This window comes from Microseira sp. BLCC-F43 (genome assembly GCF_041929235.1).
Taxonomy (GTDB): domain Bacteria; phylum Cyanobacteriota; class Cyanobacteriia; order Cyanobacteriales; family Aerosakkonemataceae; genus Microseira.
Genome location: NZ_JBHFNP010000085.1, coordinates 102,571 through 120,345 on the forward strand (window position 1 = coordinate 102,571; position 17,775 = coordinate 120,345).

Sequence of the window (17,775 nt, forward strand, 5' to 3'; positions counted from 1 at the left end):
TTCTCTAGTTCCCAGGCTCCGGCCTGGGAAGGCCATTGGGGAGGCTCTGCCTCCCAAATGGAGGCAGCAGCCTAGTGTAAAGTTTCTATAAAGCGATTAGGCATTGGCTGGACAGAGCAATCAAGCATAACGCATAACAGATCAAAGCTTAATTTTAGAATTTCTTCAAACCTGACACCCGATGCACGCTACCCTATACCCAACACCCTTAAATTCTTTCCGCGCTGCCGTCAATGCGGGAGAATTTTTAATTACCGCCGAAGTTATGCCACCCAAGGGAGGTAACCCCGCCCACATGGTAAAAATGGCGCAACTGCTAAAAGGTAGAGTCCATGCAGTTAATATTACCGATGGCAGTCGGGCGGTGCTGCGGATGTGTCCGTTGGCGGCATCGATGATTTTATTACAGCAGGGAGTAGAACCAATTTGCCAAGTTGCGTGTCGCGATCGCAACCGCATCGGACTGCAGGCGGACCTCATGGGCGCTCATGCTCTCGGTATCCGGAATATTTTAGCCCTCACAGGCGACCCGGTGAAAGCGGGGGACCATCCAGATTGTAAAGGCGTTTTCGATTTGGAAGCGGTACGCTTGCTCAAAGTAATAGATAAAATGAATCGCGGTTTTGACTGTAACGATCAACCCCTCACCGATGGCGCTACCGACTTATTTGTCGGTGCTGCTGTTGACCCGCAGTGTGCCAGTTGGTCGGGATTGCAGCAACGATTTGAGCGTAAATTAGAAGCAGGGGCGCAATTTTTCCAAAGTCAGTTGGTTACCGACTTCGACCGACTAGAAAAATTTATGGCTCAAATTGTTGCTGGTACGAATAAACCAATTTTAGTCGGAATTTTCCTGCTTAAATCAGCAAAAAATGCCCAATTTATCAATCGATGCGTGCCTGGAGTTAACATTCCCCAACATATTATCGACCGACTAGCAGCCGCAAAAGATCCTTTAGAAGAAGGGATGAAAATAGCCGCCGAACAAATTCAACATGCGCGTCAACTTTGTCACGGCGTTCACATGATGGCGGTGAAGCGAGAAGATTTAATTCCCCCAATTTTGGATATGGCTGGAATTGCTCCCCTATCCGCTTCCCATGCGGTGACAGTAGGGGTGTAAGCTGTAGGGGCACGGCATTTACAACCTTTTAGTACAAATCAAAATTTATCTACGCCCTGCCCCTACAAAACCTGTTAAAACAAAAGCACGGCGTTCTACAATCTTTGGGTAGAAATCAAAACAGGACTTACGTAACGCCGACCGATTTAGGGACAACCACGGGGGGATTGCCCCTACAAAACGCTATATATGGATGTTCTGCGTAACTCTTGAAAAGTTATCTACCTGCGCTACAAAACCTCATCTTAACGTCGCCATCTCTCAAATTGATCTTCAGAACAGCCGTTAATATAAGTATTTTGTACCCAACCTCTAAGGGGTCGAACAACTTCCGGGGAAGTTCCAGGGGGTGATGTGACTCTTCCAGAGATTTGAACCCAGTTACCCGATCTTCGCACCGCTCTAACAATGTCTGCCCTGTTTAGTTTGGTGACCACTTGAGACTGGGTATTGGGAGCGCTGCGGACATTAACACCATTTGCGTTAATAAACGAACAGATGCCATTATTTTGTACTGAATTTGGCCTTTGAGGATTAGCCAGCGCTAAAGACGCAAACGACAGACCAGTCATAGAGGCAGATAAAAGAGCGATCGCACCTAAAAATTTTCTTGAATATCTCATGTAAAATTAATGAGAAACAACCAGTAGGGAACATTTTACAACCTTTTAGTACAAATCAAAAGTTATCTACGCCGTGCCCCTACAAAACTTACTCCCACTGGAGCACCATTTATATAGAGATATTTTTTAATACTAACGCAAGTGGCTAATTGCTAATTGCTAATTGCTAATTGCTAATTGCAGTCTTTGTGATTACCGATTAGCCATTAGCCGCTCACCAGAGAGATAACTAGCAACTTGAGTTACTAAGTTAATTGTCGCAATTTATAACACACAGCTTTACCAAATTGTACTGGCTCGAAGGCATCGTCAAGATTAATGGTTGTTTCCCCCCCGCCTAGAAATAGGTAACCGTCGGGTTTTAAAACCCGCCGCACCCTCGATAAAATACATCGTTTAGTTTCAATATCAAAATAAATTAAAACGTTACGCATAAAAATAATATCCATTGGCGACAACGGTGGAAAAGTCGAAGTCAAATTAATTTGACGAAACTCTACTATCCGGCGAATCTCTTCTTTTAGCTGCCACTCATTGCCAAAAGGCTGAAAGTATTATGTCCGCAATGTTGCGGGTATTCCCCGATTAATTTCATGCTGTCCGTAGCGTCCAGCGCGTGCTTTTTATAACATGGCGGTAGAAATATCGCTGGCAATTATTTGCACGTTCCAAGAAGAAAGATTTGAAAAATGCTCGCGCATCAACATAGCAATGCTGTAAGGTTCTTGTCCGCTGGAACAGGCGGCGCACCAGATATTTAGATTTCCTTCTATTTGTCGCTGCTTTAGTAATTCTGGCAGGATATGTATTTTTAGTGCTTGGAAGGGGTGTTCGTCGCGGAATAAAAATGTTTCGTTGGTCATCATTGCTTCCACAATTAGATTGTAGAGCGGGTTAAAAGGCTTTAGTCGCAGTTGCGTTACTAAAGCGCCAATCGAATTAACTCCAGCATTCTTGGCTAATATTGACAAACGCGACTCGATGAGGTAATGCTTATCGTCGGATATTACTACACCCGTGCGATCGCGTACCAGTTTGCGTATATAATCAAAGTCAGCAGCGTTGATTGGCATGGTAATTGGTAATTGGTAATTGGTAATTGGGAATCGCTAATGGCTAATAGCTAATTGCTAATTGCTAGTTAACCTCAACAACCTTTGTTATTACCGATTAGCCATTAGCCATTAGCCATTAGCCATTAGCTATTAGCCATTAGCTGTAAAATCGACAACTTTATCCACATCTAAAAACAGCAATAACCTATCTTTAAGCTTATAAGCTCCTCGAATCAAGCAGCGCACCTGACTGGTAAAAGTATCCGGAGGAGTTTCAAAGTCTTCTGCGCTGACTTCTAAAACATCTCCAATATCATCTACTAGTAAGCTAGCGGTTTCCTCCCCAGAGCGGACAATGACATTTAATGGTAGAGTATCTGGGGAGCGATCGGTTAAATTTAACCGTTGCCGCAACTCAATCGCCGTCACAATTTGACCCCGGAGATTAATTAACCCACCCACCACTGGCGGTGCTAGAGGTACTCGCGTCATCTCCCGATAGCGAGTAACTTCTTGAACTTTCTCGACCTCGATACCAAAAAACAATTTGTCGATAAAAAAAGTACATAATTGAGTAGTTGTTTTAGGCATTTGCTAATTGCTAATTGCTAATTGCTAATTGGTAACTTTTTAATTGCCGTTATTTCTCTAGGGGCAATTGTCATCCAGATCAAACATCCCTGCATCCGTGAAAAAAATCCGTGTCCTCGTCGTGCTTTATCTAACAACTGCCAACATCTTCCCCCCTCCAAATAAATTACTACTAATAACTGAATACAAATCGATAATTTCAGTAACTTGACCTTGAATCACAGCACAATATAGAATTCCCTCCTGAGTAGCACCTCCTTTAACTTCGATGACTTGTTCCACGATATCAAGAATCCGATCGACGACTAAACCTACATGATTTTCCCCATCAAGGGATACGACAACAACTCGTAATTTATCCTCGTTTGAGGATGGTAAATCGGTAATTATTTGACTCATATCCCCGTTACTCGTAGCGCTGCCAAAAACCGAAGATAGATAAATCAGCGGCACTATTTGCTGGCGATATTGGATGACATGCTGCTTGCCTAATCGCTCTAAAATAGCGGGTAAAATCTCTTCTAAACGGCATACATTTGCCTGGTAAATCGCCAGGCGGCGTTCGTCGGCAATTTGAAACAATAACAGTTGCAGGGGTTCTTCTTCTGATTGCTTATGGAGATTTTATTCAGCTACCAAAGCCTTTTGTTGCTCGGATAATAAATGGGTTCGCTGGGCAATTCCCTGCAGGTCCAAAATCAAGGCAATTTTGCCATCCCCCATAATCGTCGCCCCGGCAAAACAATTGAGCGTTCTTAGTTGTTTTCCTAAAGGTTTAACAACAATTTCTTGGGTGTCGTTAATCGGATATACGACTAATCCAAACGGTTTGTCAGTTGCTTGGACAACAACAATATTGAGAACCTCGTCATTGGCGATTTTAGATAGATTTGAATTCTCCGCGTCCCCGTGTCTCCCCGTCCCCGCGTCCTGTTCTGAGTCCAGCTTTAATTCCCGATTTAAATAAACTAACGGTAGCAGTCGTCCCCGCAGGCGATAAACGGGGGTGTCGTGAAACATTTCGATGCTTTTGAGTGCTTGTTCGCCTTCGAGGCGGACGAGTTCGACTAAATTAACTTGGGGAATAGCAAAGCGATCGCCTCCACTGGTAATAATCAAAGTGGGAATAATCGCCAGCGTCAGGGGAATCTTTAGCTTAAACGTCGTTCCTTGTCCGATGCGACTGTGGACATCGATGCTACCGTTGATTTTTTCCACATTCGCCTGCACCACGTCCATCCCCACGCCTCGTCCGGAAATATTGGTAATTTGTTCGGCAGTGGAAAAACCGGGTAGAAAAATCAAATTGAGCGCTTCTTGATCGCTCATTTGCATAGATCGATCTAAGGTAATTATCCCCCGTTGGATCGCTTTCTGTTTAATGCGTTCTGAATTGATTCCCTTACCATCATCGGACACTTCAATTGTCACTTGACCGCTTTCGTGATACGCTCGCAAACAAACTCGTCCGACGGGGGGTTTACCCGCAGCAGTTCGTTCCTCTGGGGTTTCTAGTCCGCGATCTAAACAGTTGCGGATCAGGTGGGTGAGGGGATTTGCGATCGCTTCAATTAAAGTCTTGTCTAATTCAGTTTCCTCCCCTTCCATCTCCAAGCGCACCTGCTTACTCAAACTCATCGCAATATCCCGCACCACGCGGGGGAATTTGTTCCACAGCGTGCGAATAGGTTGCATCCGAGTTTTCATCACCCCTTCTTGCAATTCTGAGGTGACTAAGTTTAAGCGTCCGGATACGGATTTAAAAGCATCGTCTTTAATTTCGCTATTAGAAAACTCCAGAATTTAGTTGCGACATAAAACCAGTTCCCCCACCAAATTCATTAATTTATCTAAAACCGCAACATCAACTCGGATCGCCGTATCGGCAACGCTAAATTTATCAGTATCAGTTTCAGCAACAACTGCCAATTTTGGACGTTCCACCCCCCCTTGTGCAAGGGGGGGCAGGGGGGGATCCGATGGTGAATTTGGCACCCCCCCTTGTAGAAGGGGGGGCAGGGGGGGATCAGTTGATATCTCCGCGTCCTTTTCACCAACGCTCTCAGATTCCTGTAATTTATTTAATCGATCCAGCAGTGCTGTAAATTCGGCATCGCTTTCGCTGCTGGTTGTTTCTAACGCTTGGAAATGGTGTTTTATTGCGTCCACTACTTGTAGTAAAGCATCGGTGATAGAGGGAGTGAGAGTGATAGTGCGATCGCGCAAGCGACTGAGCAAATTTTCTCCCGCATGAGTCACCCCTTCCAGCTTGTCTAAACCCAAAAATCCGCTATTTCCTTTAATCGTGTGCAGACTGCGGTAAATGCGGTTCATCACCTCTGGATCGGAATTACTTTGCTCCAGCACCAACAGATCCCCTTCGATCTGGTTTAGGTGTTCGTAACCTTCGATGAGGAATTCCTTGACATCTTCATCGATTTGCATTGACTAAGTTCCTTCTTTTCTAACTGCCAGATTCATCAACAAGAGTCAGAAAACTCCCCGACTCCAACCGACCCGATCTTTTTTTCCGCAGAAATATCTAAGTATCCGGAAAGTTAACGATAAAAATTTTAGATTTTAGACTTTGGATTGAGCGATCGCCTAGGGCGATTACCTAAAACTGTGCCAAAATCCCTAACCCAAAACTTTCCTCGACCGCTGTATGCCTTGCGAGCGATTGCCGCGCCGCTGACTAACTATGCACCCACATCTAGCGACGAATACTTGGAAACAGTAGTGCTACCCCAGCAAAATTACACCCTAGCTCTAAAACTTATAACTTAAGGGTTGATTGCTTGACACTGTAATTATACCTTACTCATTATTTTGATCAGAACTTATTATAATCGCCAAAGAGATTCGCTTGACTTACTTTGACCAGTCAACCATAAAGTTCAGGGATTACCGAAACTAATTCAGTTTTTAGGGTGAAGATAAATCAAGACCCGCGCCATCACACTTACGTGGGAATACCGATGGATTTTTCATAGGGTGCAGATAAATTAAGGATCGAGGGAGCGCATCTACGTAAGAATACTGATTTGTTGTTTTTCCAGCTAAAGCCATGACCCAGGCAATTGAAAAAGCCGCCCAAAATTTCACCCTTTTAGACCTTACACCGCGTCCCAGTGGGTTTATGCGTCATCCAGCAAGATATGGTGGTTCTTTATTGGAACCGCATCCTAGAAGACTGGACGAAAATCCCTCAAACCGAAATCATCGGCAAGAAACTAGATACCTATTTTCCCCACATCAATCAACCGAAGTACCAAAGTCGCTTGCGACAAGTGTTTAAACACGGCTTACCCGCCGTATTTTCCCCTCAGCTGCACCAGCCATTAATTACTGCCAACCAACCTAACGGCAAACCGCGCATTCAACAAACCAACGTCACCCCAGTACCAGCAGTTTCGGGAGAAGGATTCGATGCCTTAATTGCCATTCAAGACGTGACCGAACTCACCCAGCGCATCCAAAGCTATCAAGAAGAACTAAAACAACGCCAGCTCGTAGAAGAACAATTAAAACGCGCCAAAGTCGCGGCAGAATCAGCAAACCGCGCCAAAAGCGAATTTTTAGCCATGATGAGCCCTGAAATTCGCACCCCCATGAATGGCGTCATCGGCATGACCGAATTACTGTTAGATACTCAACTAACACCCAACCAGCGCAATTTGATCAATACAATTCGCACCAGCGGCGATTCCTTGCTTGCCATTATTAACGATATCCTCGATTTTTCTAAGATTGAAGCCAGTAAACTAGATTTAGAATCAGAACCTTTTAACCTGCGAAGTTGTGTCGAAGAAGCTTTAGATTTAGTTGCTACCAAAGCCATTGAAAAAAATCTGGAATTAGCCTACCAATTTGCCACAAATACCCCCAACTTTATTTTTGGAGATATCACGCGAATGCGGCAAATTTTGGTAAATATGATTGGCAATGCCGTCAAATTTACCTGATCAGGGGAAGTAGTTGTCTCCGTTTATGCTAAAAAATTGTCGACTGGGTCAGAAGACCCAGCAACGCGGGTTCAAAGCGAAGATGGGAATTCCCAATTACCAATTACCCATTACCCATCACCAATTCCCAATACGAAATCCAATTTACAGTTAAAGATACCGGCATTGGCATTCCCCCCGAACGAATAAATTCACTATTTAAACCCTTTACTCAGGTTGATAGTTCCACCACGCGCAAATTCGGCGGCACAGGGTTAGGCTTAGCCATCAGCAAGCGGTTGTGCGAATTGATGGGCGGTACGATGTGGGTAGAAAGCGAATTACGAAAGGGTTCCAAGTTTTCTTTCACAATAATTGCTCCTTTAGCTCCAAAAAGCGAAGATACGTTAGATCTAAACCTGCCTCAGCAAGAATTAGCAGGGTTGCAGGTATTGGTGGTGGATGACAATGCCACAAACCGCAAAATACTCACCCTGATGGCTAAATCTTGGGGCCTGGTTGTCCGCGCTGCCAAGTCGGGTGCCCAAGCTTTAAAATTACTCAATCAAGGCTATGACTTTGACTTGGCGATTTTAGACTACCACATGCCAGAAATGGATGGAATTGCTCTGGATCAAGAGATTTATGCTTTAACGAAGACAAAAGATTTACCTTTATTAATTCTGAGTTATGGAGGTAAACCAAGTCGAAAATAAATGCAAGAAGAAGCTGATTTTGCAGCTTTTGTTTACAAACCTATCAAGCAAGCCCAATCGGTTAATAAAGCATTTGAAGTAGGAGCAACTGACTATGTTACCAAACCCATTCATTGCGCCGTACTCATTCAGCGATTTCGTCGTTTAATTAAAGAATCCCAGATCTACCGAGAGTTACTTGAAAGTCAAGAAAGAACCGAAAATTTATTGCTCAATCTTTTGCCATAATCGATTGCATAACGCCTGAAAAAAGTAGAATGGGTAATAGCAGAACACTTTGAAGATGTCAGCGTTCTCTTTGCCGATATGGTTGGTTTTACCCGGCTGGCGTCGCAAATTTCACCGACGGAGTTAATTGTAAAATTAAACTCGATTTTTTCAGAATTTGACCAATTAACCGAGCGGTATGGATTGGAAAAAAATAAAACAATTGGGGATGGTTATATGGTAGCATCAGGGTTACCAAATCCCCGCCTCATGGGGATGCCATTATGTAAATGGCACTGGCAATGCAAGAAACTCTGGCAAATATTAACAAGAATACGAAAAAAAAATCAACCTGATAATTGGTATTAATACAGGTCCAGTTGTGGCTGGAGTGATTGGGATTAAAAAGTTCAGCTACGATCTTTGGGGCGACACGGTGAATACCGCTAGCCGGATGGAAAAGTACGGTATTCCTGGTTGTATTCAAATTACAGAAGCGACCTATAAGCAATTGTCAAGAAAGCATTTATTTACGGAAAGAGACATGATTGATATCAAGGGCAAAGGCAAGCTGAAAACATTTTTGTTGGATTTTTATGAGTATGCCAAAAACTTAGATTTACAAGGGGATAGTAATGCAAGCTTGGCGTGAATAATGTCTTGGTTTGGTGGCGGGATCCTCCGGAATGGGTTCCCAGGTTCAACCTGGGAACCAGCAAACCAGCAAACTGGGTAACTTAAAACTGTTGACAACGTAAGGAAAGAAGGAAGATGGCTTTAGTTTTAATTACAGACGATGCGGCATTTTCTCGGCGCATGATCCGCAAAGCGGTGGAAGAAGGGGGTCATAAAGTAATAGAAGCAGCAAACGGACGGGAATGCCTAGACATGCTGACTGCCAATTCACCAGATTGTATTATTTCGGATTTGTTAATGCCAGAAATGGATGGTTATGGTTTGCTGAAGTCTTTGCGCGAGCAAGGAGCGAAGGTTCCCGTCATCGTTTTGTCAGCAGATATTCAAGATAGTGCGCGTCAGCAATGTGAAAGTTTGGGAGCGTTTATGATGCTGAAAAAACCGCCAAAAGCTCCTGAAATTATCGACGCTATTCAAAAAGCTCTGAATAATAAGTAGGAGCTTACTCTGTGCCAAAACTAACAGAAGAACAATCAGATGCCTTGAGGGAACTGATTAATATCGGCGTGGGTAATGCAGCCGGAATGTTGAGTGAAATGATTGAATTTCGCATTTAGTTGCAGATTCCTGAAGTTGATGTTGTATCTCCTTTAGAATTGCAAAACGAACTGAAGCGCCGCTTAGGGACAGATCCGCTTTCGGCTGTCAAGCTAGGCTTTAGGGGTTCCTTTGCTGGCGGCGCTCAGCTAGTTTTCCCAACCGAAAGTGCAGCGAGTTTAGTCTCTGTTCTTACGGGTGAAGATGTGGGAAATCCTGACCTTGATGCGCTAAAAATTAGCACCCTCAGCGAGGTGGGAAATATCGTTATCAATGGTGTTATGGGGTCGATTGGTAATGTGTTAAATCGACCGTTAGACTACGCGGTTCCCTCCTACGCTGAGGAACAGATCGAGCATTTGCTACCCACCCCCAAGTCTGAGCAAGATAGTGCTGTCCTTTTGGCTCCAGCGCGTTTCACCATTGAGGAATTGCACGTTCAAGGAGATATTGTCATCTTTTTCGATGTGGGTTCCTTCGAGGTTTTGCTGGAAGCGATCGCCGCCGTAGCGTCATAGGTAATAGGTAATAGGTAATGGGTAATGGGTAATCGGTAATCGGTAAACTTTCAACCATGACCAATTACCAATTACCAATTAGCAATTACCGATTAAAAAGGAATTACCAAAAACTCAACCCAAACCCATGGATATGCCAAACGAATTAACGATAAATGTTGCCAGATAAATTGAGGAATATTTCCAAAATTTCCCATCTCCCATCACCAATTCCGAGTCACTTCAACAACTGATCCACGCCTTAGCAGCGGTGCGGGATGGAGATTTTACCGTGCGCTTAGACGAAAATAACGGCTTGGGAGAAATTGCCACCGTTTTTAATGAAATGGTGAGCGTTAATCAAAAATTTGCTAACGAGTTGATTCGCATTCACCAGGGAGTGGTTGAAGAAGGAAAGGTCAACAAACAGGTAGTCCACAAAGAATTTAAAGGAACCTGGACTGCCAGTATTGATGCTATCAACGAGATGGTCAATAGTTTGGTTAACCCGACTATAGAAATTGCACGGGTTTTGCACGCTGTCTCCAAAGGCGATCTCTCCCAAAAATTTGAGTTAGAAGTTGAAGGCAAGCAAATAAAGGGATTGTTCCGCCGCATCGGTACTACGCTCAACAAAATGGTAGACCAACTCAATGCCTTTGCCGTAGAAGTTAACCGCGTTGCGATTGAAGTTGGCAGCGAAGGAATATTAGGAAGTAAAGCTTGCGTAGAAGGCGTATCCGGTATTTGGAAAGACCTGACCGCAAGCGTCAACTTGATGGCAAATAATTTAACCAATCAAGTCCGCAATATTACGAAAGTGGCAACGGCAATCGGCGTTGGCGATCTGAGCGAAAAAATAACGGTTGATGCTAAAGGCGAAATATTGCAATTAAAAGATACCCTCAACCAAATGGTTGATAGTCTCAACGACTTTGCTTCGGAAGTGACGCGGGTAGCGAGGGAAGTCGGCACGGAAGGCATTCTCGGCGGTCAAGCACAAGTGCGCGGCGTAGCTGGAATCTGGAAAGAATTAACCGATAGCGTTAATTTAATGGCGCATAATTTGACCGATCAGGTACGCAATATTTCTGAAGTAACCACCGCAGTTGCTAATGGAGATTTGTCCAAGAAAATTACCGTAGAAGCGAAGGGAGAAATTTTAGAACTGAAGAATACCGTCAATCAAATGACCGATCGCTTGGATGGATTTGCTTCAGAAGTAACGCGACTGACAAAAGAGGTGGTAAACGGAAAATTAGGCGGTCAGGCAGTTGTATCGGGTGTGAGCGGAATTTGGCAAGATTTAACCGATGATGTGAATTTAATGGCGGCGAATTTGACTGACCAGGTGCAGCGAATTGGTGGAGTTGCGATCGCTCTCAACAATGCCTCGGAACAGTTGCTTGCAGATAGCCAAAATATGGGTGCTGCGGCAGAAGAAACTTCCGCACAAGCTGGAACAGTCGCCTCCGCCGCCGAACAAGTTAGCGTCAATGTGCAGTCCGTCGCCACTGGTATCGACCAAATGAACGCTAGCATCAAAGAAATTGCCAAAAGTGCTGCCGAAGCTGCCACCGTTGCAAATTCAGCGGTGAAAACGGCAGAAACTACTAACGAAACGATCGCTAAGCTGGGTGTCAGCAGCAGGGAAATTGGCAATATCGTTAAAGTCATTACTTCTATCGCCCAACAAACGAATTTGTTGGCACTCAACGCCACAATTGAAGCTGCAAGATCAGGGGAAGCGGGTAAAGGTTTTGCAGTCGTGGCAAATGAGGTGAAAGAACTAGCGAAACAAACCGCAACTGCCACGGAAGATATTAGCAAGAAAGTCGAGGCGATTCAAGCGGATACCAAGAGTTCGGTGAGTGCGATCGCGCAAATTACCACCATCATTAACCAAATTAGCGATTTCCAAACCACCATCGCCAGCGCTGTAGAAGAACAAACCGCAACGACAAACGAAATTGCTCGTAACGTCAACCAAGTTGCCCTCGGTTCGTCGGAAATTGCCCGCAATATTACCAGCGTCGCCGATGCTGCCACCAGTACCACTACCAGCGCCAGCAACACGCAAACAGCAGCAATTCAGCTATCCAAAACCGCCAGCGAATTGCAAGAACTTGTCGGGCAATTTAAGATTTAAGATTTTAGATTGCAGATTTTAGATTTGATTTAAATCTGCAATCTCCAATCTGCAATCTGCAATTCCCAATTCCCCATTACCAATAATAATGAAAAATTACCTCAAACCAATTTCATTAATTCTTTTGGCAGCTGGTTCGCTTTCAGAAAATCAAAGATTGCGCGCCGCTTTAGATGCCGAAGAATATGTATTTGCCTCAGCAACCAGCTTGTATCATTGCCTCGCTCTGGCTGAGTGCCACCATCCCAAAGTTGTTCGGCTCGATTTTTCTATTATTGAAAATAGCTTGTCGCCAGTGATTCAGTTGTTTCTGTTTTTGAATATTCCCCTAATTTTGCTGGGCGAAAATCTTTCAGACAATATGATGCGGTATTTGCAGCAAACTGGAGTTTTTGCCGTTATAGATAAAAATACCGATGCTCGGGAATTGCGTCGCGCAATTGAAATGGCAGTTTCTGCCAAACATAAAGAGTTGAATTCCAGTTTAGATTTAGGGAATTTTAGAACAATTCAAAAGACTAAATTACAGGATATCGTCAAAACGGCTATCGGCACAGCCGTGGCGCGGACGATCGAGATGATAAACTGCGAAATGCAATTTGAACCGCCTTCTTTTCATGCGCTATCGCCCTTGATTTTGCCAGAAAAACTGATGCAGGATTTGGGAGAAAAATTAGTAGCGGTAGCACAACTTGATTTTTCCGGTAACATGACCGGAGCGGCGCATATGTTATTTTCCCAAGAAGCTGCGGATGCGATTGTTTTTAGCCTGTGTGGCGCTGAAGTTGAAGGCGATGAACTCAATCAAATGAAGACCGATATTATGGGAGAAATTGGTAACGTCGCGCTCAACGGGATTGTCGGCACATTTAGCAATACTTTAAAATATAAATTAAGTTATGTAATTCCATCTTATATAGAAGGTTCAACTGAAGAAATTTTCAAGTTGATGAATTTAAGCTTAAAATCTACCGTTATACTATTTATGTCGCATTTTAAAATGCTATATTTACACGTAGAAGGAGATTTCGTCCTCTTTTTCCAGGCTCGTATATTGCTTGATTTGCTGTTTCGTGATTGAGCGGAAATGGCTAAAATTCGCGTTCTAATTGTGGATGATTCCTCGGTGGTGCGTCCCATGGTGAGTAACGCACTTGCAATCGATCCGGCATTGGAAGTAGTGGGGACGGCGGCGAATGGTCAGATTGCGATCGCTAAAATCCCCCTACTCAATCTTGATCTAATTATTCTGGATGTGGCAATGCCAGAAATGGACGGATTAGAGACATTAGCAGCTATCCGAGAACAAGATAAAAACCTACCCATAATTATGTATAGCGCACTGACAGAATTAGGCGCGATCGCTACCCTAGAAGCGCTTTCCCTTGGCGCTACAGATTACGTCACCAAACCTCATAACATGAAAACCAAGGAAGCGGCGCTAGAGCATATTCAACAACAACTTATTCCCAAAATTAAAATCTTTTCTAATGGTGCTGCTAGGAAACAAGAGGACGCGGGGACGCGGGGACGCGGGGACGCGGAGAGGGGGAGAAGGGTATGGGAAGAAACGGCGGAAAATGGAGATGTAAAGAAGATTTTTCACTCTTGTTTTCCATCTAAAATCCTATCCCCCCCTAACCCCCCAAGAACAAAAGCCCAGCATCCGCTGGCTTCCCCCTTTTCAAGGGGGACGGGAGGGGGATCGCTTGGAGAGAGTGCCAAGTCCAAAATCGACATCGTAGCGATTGGAGTTTCTACCGGAGAGCCAACCGCATTAGAAACTATTTTACGCGAGTTACCCGCTAATTTTCCCGTGCCGCTCGTCATCGTGCAACATATGCCGCCAGTGTTTACAAAACCCTTGGCAGAACGACTGGCACAAAAGAGCAAAATTCGAGTTTCTGAGGGCGTTCAAGGAGGTATTTTAGAACCGGGACACGCTTGGATCGCACCGGGAGACTTCCACATGGTAGTGGAAAAATACGGCAGTTGCGCCCAAATTTGCATCAATCAAGACCCACCAGAAAATTCCTGTCGTCCCGCCGTTGACGTGCTTTTTCGTTCCGTAGCTAAAAGTTACGGTGCTAACACTTTGGCTGTAGTCCTGACTGGAATGGGACAAGATGGATTAATCGGATGCCAGTACATTAAAGAAGCAGGCGCACAGGTTATAGTCCAAGATGAAAAAACCAGCGTTGTTTGGGGAATGCCGGGAATTGTAGCTAACTCTGGTTTAGCAGAAAAAGTGCTGCCTCTAGATGAAATTGCCGGTGAAATTATTTGCCGCTGTAACTGTAGGTTGGGTTGAACTCAGATCTTACATCAATCTCGGAACCCGCCCGGAAATAAACGATCCTGTTGGTCAATCAACTGCGGGGTTTGACCCCTCCCCGCAGCGGGGAGGGGCTTCAATTGCTCCCCCTTCCCTTGCAGGGAAGGGGGTTGGGGGGTTAGGTTTTTTGATTCACCAAAAGTATCATTTATATGATGCCCGTTGAATTGCCCATAATAAAAAAACCTAACCCTGTCGTTGCGTAGGGACTAAGGCTAAAGAGATTTCTCGGACAAACAGATAACGTTAATAATGCCGTGTCCCGGCTACGGATCGTGGGTAATCGACCGGACATGATATTATTCCCTGGCGGGCTAATGGTATAGGTGCAAGATCTCAATTGAACAAACAATAAGCCGGGGCGGGTTTAAGGAAACTAGAAACCGGGTTTCTTTGTAGAGATTTTTTATAGAAACCCGGTTTCTTTCCGCGTCAGAAATTGTTGATAAAACCCGCCCCTACACCATCTGGAAATATACCTGGGAAACGAGGCGTAAGCCTCGTTCATATAGTTCCCAGGCAAGAGCCTGGGAACTAGATCGGCGAGGCTTACGCCTCGCCAGGAACCGATATCAAACTGTTGTGGCAGCAGCTTTGTAATTTTTGACTCGGTTGCCATCTGCTACCCCTAAAATCTTTGCTAACCAAGGGGGAGGAGAGGTAGCGATCGCTTTTTGTAATTCGCTCAAAACTTCTCTGGCAGCGCCGCCTTCAGTCACTTTCATCGGATAAAGCCCGCCTTTGATTACTTTAGCAGCAGCCGGTCCTCCGATCGAGACTATATATATTACGTGGCAATCTTTAATTAAACTGACTCGGAAGGCATTTTTATCATCTGATAAATCGGCTTCCAGCGCCGATCTGATATCGATCAGCCTCATTTCTGTTGCTGATAGCTGATAAATCAGATACCGCTGACAAGAACCAAAATGCCCATCCAATTGCTCTTTATTGTTAGAAGCCACCGCAATGCGAACCGAGTCAGGTATATCCCCATCTTGATAAGGTTCTATTGGCGGCAGCGTTTTCTGGGCTGCATCGATTTCACCCCATAAGATTCTCACCGCTTCTTTCAATGCTGCTAGCGGGACTGTCGTATCTTCACCATCCTCTTCGCCGTCTAGGTCGTATGTCTGTCCGATCGCTGTTTTCAAGGCAGTGACGGTAATTTTACTCAAGCCTTCTTCATCTATGCGATCGCCCAGTTCTGATTTTAAACCTTCTATTACCTCCCCCACCGATATTCCAGGTAATGCCCTAGCAGCTAATGCAATTCTTAAAGCCACTTCATTTGAAATGGGTTGTTGGTGCATGGTTCTCTCTCTAAATCATTAACCGATTGGATACTGCGAGTTGCTAATTGCTAATTGCTAATTGCTAATTGCTAATTGCTAATTGCCAGTTTACTAATATAGTATTTTTCCTGACATTAGCCATTAGCCATTAGCCGCACCTTTGAGATAACTCTCAACTTGTGTTAACTAGCAGTATAGATTTTTTATGTTATTAAAAATCCGGTTTGGATTTCCGTATGATTTAATACCAATCTTCGCTTCTCAATTTATTTTTTAACATCAAGAAATGTTGGGTTTTATTAAAAATAGCAAACTTCAGCAACAATTTCAGATTTTAAATAAGAATTAATGCAATTTGCTAGTTATATCAAAGCGGATTGGTAATAGGTAATCGGTAATGGGTAATTGCCAAGAGAAGACCCCAAATCAATCCAATTAGCAATTAGCAATTAGCAATTAGCAATTTGAGCGATCGCGGCTAAAATCTGCAATCTGAAATCCTAAATCTGCAATTAAATTAATTCCAATTACCAACTAAGGTATATGCTGACCAAAAATACGGATGCGAGAGGATCTGATCTCCCCTAGCGGCAATTTCTGGCGGCAGAGGAATCAGACGACCATCGGATAATCTTAATTGTCCGTCTTCTACCCGGACTTGTTCTTTTAGCAATGCTAGCTGTGCTTGTTTAAGCGCCTCGGTTTTAATCGGTGCTGTCCGCAATTGCAGATAAAATTCCGTCATCAATGCGAGGGAACCTTCATCAGAGGCATACCAAAGACTTCCAATTGCCGTTTTCACCCCTGCTTGAATTGCTAAACCGGCAAATCCTAATTCTGCCTGTTCGCTTCCCAGTGCGGTTCTACAGGCACTTAAAACGAGCATTTCTACTTTAGGAGGAAGTTCCCAACCGACGTTTTGCGATAAGTCTCTCAATTGATTTAATCTCAGTTTCTTATCCCAAAACTGGATGTAAGATTCCCTGACATTTCCCGGTCTAAATTCGGCGTGGGTGGCGACGTGAATAATCTCAAAGCGTTGTTGACTGCTAATAGATTTGAGTTTCTCTAATGTGGCGGTTTCGTTGAGAAATTCTACCCCTCGCCAAAGCTGATTTATTAAGGTGGGAATTTCTACTGCTACTGCTGGTAAAGGAGTTTGTTCTTGGGTACTTTTGGAAATACCCATTGCCAAGATTTGCGAATTATTTATGGCAACGTAACGGGTATCGGTGAGGCTAAAACTGGGAATTAAACCGATGCTATATTGTTCGATTAAAAACTGTTTACCATCGGAAAAAGCCCCGATTGGAATTGAACGCAACCCCCCATCCATTGAAAATAATAAATTATCTATTTTGTTGGCTAAAAGGTCGGATATCAAAGGCGTAACAATCCACTGATAAAGTTGTTGCGCTGGAGCTTTATAATCATCGGGGCTACTTAAATCGGTGACTCCAATGCGAAATTCTCTTGCGACTTGTTGGACAAGGCTGCCCTTGGCTTCGGGAACGAACTTGCGAATGATTATTCGATTATTATTTTGTTGAGATTGTGGGGTGTTACAAGCTTGATATTTGGGTAAAACCAGTAATAATTCCAGTCTATCTGCTAGGGAAATTACGTAAATCAGCGCTGCTTTTTTTCCTGTGGTTTCACCCAGTTGGCAAAGCGTATCGGAGATTTGGTCAACTGAGACAGTTTTACCAAATAAATCAAAGCCAAAATAGTTAGAAAATTCTACCGCTTGCAGTTCTTCAAAAAGTTGAACCGCCTGGGCATTTGATGCGCTTGTAACAAGTTTTTCAAAGGCACTGCGGTCTACTGTCTGGTTGTTTTGAGATGTAGGGAAATCGTTTCTCGGTTGGGGATTAATTTCTATTGGGTTGGGAACGGTGACATCCGATTGAGTTCCCGATTGATTTAATCCAGGGGATGCTGAAAATATAATTAGAATGGAACAAATCAATGAAAAGAGCAAAAATTTAATCAGTTTCATAAAGTTAA

At 44.0% G+C, this 17,775-nt stretch carries 20 protein-coding genes and 1 pseudogene; 13 read left to right on the top strand and 8 right to left on the bottom strand.

The window, feature by feature from the left end:
* The first annotated feature begins 181 nt into the window (after positions 1-181).
* Complete coding sequence (locus ACE1CM_RS13100; protein WP_374877942.1) at positions 182-1,123, top strand: methylenetetrahydrofolate reductase; 942 nt, start codon at positions 182-184, stop codon at positions 1,121-1,123.
* Positions 1,124-1,368: 245 nt separating this feature from the next.
* Here ACE1CM_RS13100 and ACE1CM_RS13105 read toward each other — a convergent pair whose 3' ends face one another.
* The 6 genes and pseudogenes from ACE1CM_RS13105 to ACE1CM_RS13130 all read right to left on the bottom strand — a co-directional run bounded on the left by ACE1CM_RS13105 (position 1,369) and on the right by ACE1CM_RS13130 (position 5,837).
* Positions 1,369-1,746 (bottom strand): SH3 domain-containing protein, encoded by a 378-nt coding sequence (locus tag ACE1CM_RS13105; RefSeq protein WP_374877943.1) that lies wholly within the window; start codon positions 1,744-1,746, stop codon positions 1,369-1,371.
* A 245-nt stretch (positions 1,747-1,991) separates the two neighbouring features.
* Positions 1,992-2,819: pseudogene (locus ACE1CM_RS13110) on the bottom strand (CheR family methyltransferase).
* A 132-nt stretch (positions 2,820-2,951) separates the two neighbouring features.
* Positions 2,952-3,392, bottom strand: a complete 441-nt coding sequence (locus ACE1CM_RS13115) for a chemotaxis protein CheW (protein ID WP_374877944.1) — start codon at positions 3,390-3,392, stop codon at positions 2,952-2,954.
* 126 nt (positions 3,393-3,518) lie between these two features.
* Entirely contained in the window at positions 3,519-3,974 is a 456-nt protein-coding gene (locus ACE1CM_RS13120) for a chemotaxis protein CheW (RefSeq protein WP_374877945.1), read from the bottom strand.
* 42 nt (positions 3,975-4,016) lie between these two features.
* A complete protein-coding gene (locus ACE1CM_RS13125) occupies positions 4,017-5,099 on the bottom strand; it encodes a chemotaxis protein CheA (RefSeq protein WP_374877946.1) in 1,083 nt (360 codons plus the stop codon).
* 96 nt (positions 5,100-5,195) lie between these two features.
* Entirely contained in the window at positions 5,196-5,837 is a 642-nt protein-coding gene (locus tag ACE1CM_RS13130; RefSeq protein ID WP_374877947.1) for an Hpt domain-containing protein, read from the bottom strand.
* Between the two features lie 180 nt (positions 5,838-6,017).
* Here ACE1CM_RS13130 and ACE1CM_RS13135 point away from each other — a divergent pair, with 180 nt between their 5' ends.
* The 12 genes from ACE1CM_RS13135 (at position 6,018) to ACE1CM_RS13190 (ending at position 14,449) form a co-directional block, all read left to right on the top strand.
* On the top strand, positions 6,018-6,179 hold the full coding sequence (locus tag ACE1CM_RS13135; RefSeq protein ID WP_374877948.1) for a hypothetical protein: 162 nt from the start codon (positions 6,018-6,020) through the stop codon (positions 6,177-6,179).
* 371 nt (positions 6,180-6,550) lie between these two features.
* Positions 6,551-7,357, top strand: a complete 807-nt coding sequence (locus ACE1CM_RS13140) for a histidine kinase dimerization/phospho-acceptor domain-containing protein (protein WP_374877949.1) — start codon at positions 6,551-6,553, stop codon at positions 7,355-7,357.
* Positions 7,358-7,542: 185 nt separating this feature from the next.
* Positions 7,543-8,052: a response regulator gene (locus tag ACE1CM_RS13145; protein ID WP_374877992.1), complete on the top strand. Its 510-nt coding sequence runs from the start codon at positions 7,543-7,545 to the stop codon at positions 8,050-8,052.
* Positions 8,053-8,280 carry a hypothetical protein gene (locus ACE1CM_RS13150; RefSeq protein ID WP_374877950.1) on the top strand — a complete coding sequence of 76 codons (228 nt, stop codon included), beginning with the start codon at positions 8,053-8,055 and terminating at the stop codon, positions 8,278-8,280.
* A gap of 78 nt (positions 8,281-8,358) precedes the next feature.
* Entirely contained in the window at positions 8,359-8,628 is a 270-nt protein-coding gene (locus tag ACE1CM_RS13155; protein WP_374877951.1) for an adenylate/guanylate cyclase domain-containing protein, read from the top strand.
* A gap of 13 nt (positions 8,629-8,641) precedes the next feature.
* Complete coding sequence (locus tag ACE1CM_RS13160; protein ID WP_374877952.1) at positions 8,642-8,911, top strand: adenylate/guanylate cyclase domain-containing protein; 270 nt, start codon at positions 8,642-8,644, stop codon at positions 8,909-8,911.
* Between the two features lie 119 nt (positions 8,912-9,030).
* Entirely contained in the window at positions 9,031-9,393 is a 363-nt protein-coding gene (locus ACE1CM_RS13165; RefSeq protein WP_374877953.1) for a response regulator, read from the top strand.
* Positions 9,394-9,404: 11 nt separating this feature from the next.
* On the top strand, positions 9,405-9,512 hold the full coding sequence (locus ACE1CM_RS13170) for a chemotaxis protein CheC (RefSeq protein WP_374877954.1): 108 nt from the start codon (positions 9,405-9,407) through the stop codon (positions 9,510-9,512).
* Positions 9,513-10,010, top strand: coding sequence for a chemotaxis protein CheC (locus ACE1CM_RS13175; protein WP_374877955.1), 498 nt, complete (start codon positions 9,513-9,515; stop codon positions 10,008-10,010).
* 229 nt (positions 10,011-10,239) lie between these two features.
* Complete coding sequence (locus ACE1CM_RS13180) at positions 10,240-12,138, top strand: methyl-accepting chemotaxis protein (protein WP_374877994.1); 1,899 nt, start codon at positions 10,240-10,242, stop codon at positions 12,136-12,138.
* An 88-nt stretch (positions 12,139-12,226) separates the two neighbouring features.
* A complete protein-coding gene (locus tag ACE1CM_RS13185; RefSeq protein ID WP_374877956.1) occupies positions 12,227-13,219 on the top strand; it encodes a chemotaxis protein CheX in 993 nt (330 codons plus the stop codon).
* Positions 13,220-13,225: 6 nt separating this feature from the next.
* Positions 13,226-14,449, top strand: a complete 1,224-nt coding sequence (locus ACE1CM_RS13190) for a chemotaxis response regulator protein-glutamate methylesterase (RefSeq protein ID WP_374877957.1) — start codon at positions 13,226-13,228, stop codon at positions 14,447-14,449.
* Positions 14,450-15,045: 596 nt separating this feature from the next.
* Here the strand turns inward: ACE1CM_RS13190 and ACE1CM_RS13195 are convergent.
* Both ACE1CM_RS13195 and ACE1CM_RS13200 read right to left on the bottom strand, forming a co-directional pair.
* Complete coding sequence (locus ACE1CM_RS13195) at positions 15,046-15,786, bottom strand: dinitrogenase iron-molybdenum cofactor biosynthesis protein (protein ID WP_374877958.1); 741 nt, start codon at positions 15,784-15,786, stop codon at positions 15,046-15,048.
* A gap of 499 nt (positions 15,787-16,285) precedes the next feature.
* Entirely contained in the window at positions 16,286-17,767 is a 1,482-nt protein-coding gene (locus ACE1CM_RS13200) for a CHAT domain-containing protein (protein ID WP_374877959.1), read from the bottom strand.
* Positions 17,768-17,775 lie beyond the last annotated feature (8 nt).

Bases quoted from the DNA above. Each gene is read 5' to 3' on its own strand.
- ACE1CM_RS13100 (WP_374877942.1), top strand. From the start codon at position 182: ATGCACGCTACCCTATACCCAACACCCTTAAATTCTTTCCGCGCTGCC.
- ACE1CM_RS13105 (WP_374877943.1), bottom strand. From the start codon at position 1,746: ATGAGATATTCAAGAAAATTTTTAGGTGCGATCGCTCTTTTATCTGCC.
- ACE1CM_RS13115 (WP_374877944.1), bottom strand. From the start codon at position 3,392: ATGCCTAAAACAACTACTCAATTATGTACTTTTTTTATCGACAAATTG.
- ACE1CM_RS13125 (WP_374877946.1), bottom strand. From the start codon at position 5,099: ATGAAAACTCGGATGCAACCTATTCGCACGCTGTGGAACAAATTCCCC.
- ACE1CM_RS13130 (WP_374877947.1), bottom strand. From the start codon at position 5,837: ATGCAAATCGATGAAGATGTCAAGGAATTCCTCATCGAAGGTTACGAA.
- ACE1CM_RS13140 (WP_374877949.1), top strand. From the start codon at position 6,551: ATGGTGGTTCTTTATTGGAACCGCATCCTAGAAGACTGGACGAAAATC.
- ACE1CM_RS13150 (WP_374877950.1), top strand. From the start codon at position 8,053: ATGCAAGAAGAAGCTGATTTTGCAGCTTTTGTTTACAAACCTATCAAG.
- ACE1CM_RS13155 (WP_374877951.1), top strand. From the start codon at position 8,359: ATGGTTGGTTTTACCCGGCTGGCGTCGCAAATTTCACCGACGGAGTTA.
- ACE1CM_RS13165 (WP_374877953.1), top strand. From the start codon at position 9,031: ATGGCTTTAGTTTTAATTACAGACGATGCGGCATTTTCTCGGCGCATG.
- ACE1CM_RS13185 (WP_374877956.1), top strand. From the start codon at position 12,227: ATGAAAAATTACCTCAAACCAATTTCATTAATTCTTTTGGCAGCTGGT.
- ACE1CM_RS13190 (WP_374877957.1), top strand. From the start codon at position 13,226: ATGGCTAAAATTCGCGTTCTAATTGTGGATGATTCCTCGGTGGTGCGT.
- ACE1CM_RS13195 (WP_374877958.1), bottom strand. From the start codon at position 15,786: ATGCACCAACAACCCATTTCAAATGAAGTGGCTTTAAGAATTGCATTA.
- ACE1CM_RS13200 (WP_374877959.1), bottom strand. From the start codon at position 17,767: ATGAAACTGATTAAATTTTTGCTCTTTTCATTGATTTGTTCCATTCTA.